We start from the raw sequence: 2,181 nt of genomic DNA, 5'->3' as shown, positions 1-2,181 counted from the left end.
GGTCGGAGGGCGTCATCGCCCTCCGACCTTTTGTATGTGGGCTTCTCGCCTGACTGTTGGCCTGCCGTCGATTCCACCGAGTCGAGCTCGCGACCGACTCAAACGGGCTCAGACGTTGGCGTTGCCGGCCTTCCACTGATCCCATGGGACGTTCCAGTCGCCGAGGCCGTCGGTGCCGGGCAGTACGGATCCAACGGTGTTGACGACGTCGACGATGTCGCCGCGCTTGGTGTTCTCGTAGAACCACTGCGCGTTGCTGGTGCTGACGTTCAGGCACCCGTGGCTGACATTGCTATACCCCTGGCTGCCCACCGACCACGGGGCAGCATGCACGTAGATGCCGCTGTAGGACATCTGCGTCGCGTAGTCGACCTCGGTGCGGTATCCGTTGGGCGCGTTCGACGGAACGCCGTACGTCGAGGAATCCATGACCATGTGCGACAGCCGGTCACCGATGATGTAGGTGCCGTTGCTTGTCGGCGTGCTGCTCTTGCCCATCGAGATGGGCATGGTCTTGACGACGTCACCATTGCGACGGACGGTCAGGGTCTTCGTGTCGTCGTCTGCGGTCGCGATGACCTCGTCACCGATCGTGAAGTGGGTGGTGACGTCCTCCTGGCCGAACATTCCGTCGCCGAGATCCACGCCGTAGGTGTCGACCGCCACGTCGACCGTCGTGCCGGGCTTCCAGTAAGCCTGTGGGCGCCAACGCACTTCGCGGTTGCTGAGCCAGTAGAACGCACCATCGACCGGCGGGTTGGTGGTGACGGTGATCGCCTTCTCCGCAGCGCGGCGGTCCGGGATGTTCTCGTCGAAGCGGATCGCGACGGGCTGCCCGATGCCGACGACCTCACCCTCACCGGGCATCAGGTAGGGCATCGTCAGGTTCTCGGGCGAATGCGTCTGGAACGTCATCGCGCGGCTCGTCGCACCGCCAAGGCCAAGGGACTGCGCGCTGAGCGTGTACTTCTTGTTGTAGCCGAGCGGCTCGGTGGTGGTCCACCGCAGGCCGTCCGGGCTGAGCCGGCCAGCGACCGTGGCGCCGTCACTGTTGGTCATCGTGATGGCCCCGAGAACGCCGTCCTCCGCGCTGACCGTCACCGGCGACTCGACCGTCACGCCGACGGCGCCGTCGGTCACCGACGCGGTGAGCTTGGGGACCAGGAGGTCACCGTAGGGCGTTCCCTTGTCGGTGATGGTCAGCGGCTGCGGCGGCGAAGACGGGGTGGCGTCGCACGCGCTGACGCCGAGCACGAGGGCGGGCGATACCAGCACGGCCGCCAGCAAGTTCCGCATCCGCCGGGGACGGGTGAGCGCTTGGAGCTGCCACATGCTGATACACCTCTCCACGAGCATTCACGAGGGATTCACAACTACTTGCCAGTAGTCTAAGGGAATCCGCGGCCAGGAGCCTGTCTGCGAGGTCTTCGTCGTGCTTCAGACGTTCGGATTTCACCCCTGCGCCTCGAGGCTGTTATCGTCTTCCACGCGCGCCGTTAGCTCAGTTGGTAGAGCAGCTGACTCTTAATCAGCGGGTCCGGGGTTCGAAACCCTGACGGCGCACCACGCAACACGGCTCCTCGGAGCCGTCTGCACACCGGATCGGGTCGGGGACGGCCCGATCCCTTCGCTTCTGAGGCATACGTTCTCGACGCTGTGCAGGGTCGCGCCTGACCGGGTCGGTCGTCGTCGAACCCCGCGTTCGACGGAGGTGACCATTCGCGTCGATGCAATCACCACTGCGCTGCCACTTGCCCCCCACCAGTCATGAATCGGCTGGTCCGCCGCGGCCGAGCCGATGTGCCACTCGGCCCAATCCTCGCTGCGAAGACGAAGCGCGCTGACCTGCGTCTTTTACGAATGGAGTGTACCATTGAGGGCATGCACCAGCTGTCTCTTAATCAGCGGGTCCGGGGTTCGAAACCCTGACGGCGCACCACGCGACGGCTCCTCGGAGCCGTCTGCACCCGGATCGGGTCGGGGACGGCCCGACCCCTTCGTTTCTGAGGCATACGTTCTCGACACTGCGCAGGATCGCGCCTGACCGGGTCGGTCGTCGCCGAACCCGCGTTCGACGGTCGTGGCCATTCGCGTCGATGCAATCACCACTGCGCTGCCACTTGCCCCCCACCAGTCATGAATCGGCTGGTCCGCCGCGGCCGAGCCGATGTGCCACTCGGC

At 65.3% G+C, this 2,181-nt stretch carries 1 protein-coding gene and 1 tRNA gene; one reads left to right on the top strand and one right to left on the bottom strand.

The window, feature by feature from the left end; translation table 11 throughout:
• Nucleotides 1-108: 108 nt before the first annotated feature.
• The gene (locus ACRDUX_RS05720; protein WP_526411861.1) at nucleotides 109-1,332 is read right to left on the bottom strand and encodes an Ig-like domain-containing protein; all 1,224 of its coding nucleotides are present in this window, start codon (nucleotides 1,330-1,332) and stop codon (nucleotides 109-111) included.
• A 158-nt stretch (nucleotides 1,333-1,490) separates the two neighbouring features.
• On the opposite strand from ACRDUX_RS05720, the gene ACRDUX_RS05715 reads away from it, so the two are divergent.
• Nucleotides 1,491-1,566: transfer RNA gene (locus ACRDUX_RS05715), tRNA-Lys, on the top strand.
• The last annotated feature ends 615 nt before the right edge of the window (nucleotides 1,567-2,181 follow it).

Source organism: Mycobacterium sp., from assembly GCF_050701675.1.
Lineage (GTDB): Bacteria > Actinomycetota > Actinomycetes > Mycobacteriales > Mycobacteriaceae > Mycobacterium.
This window is presented reverse-complemented; position numbering and strand designations above follow the sequence as displayed.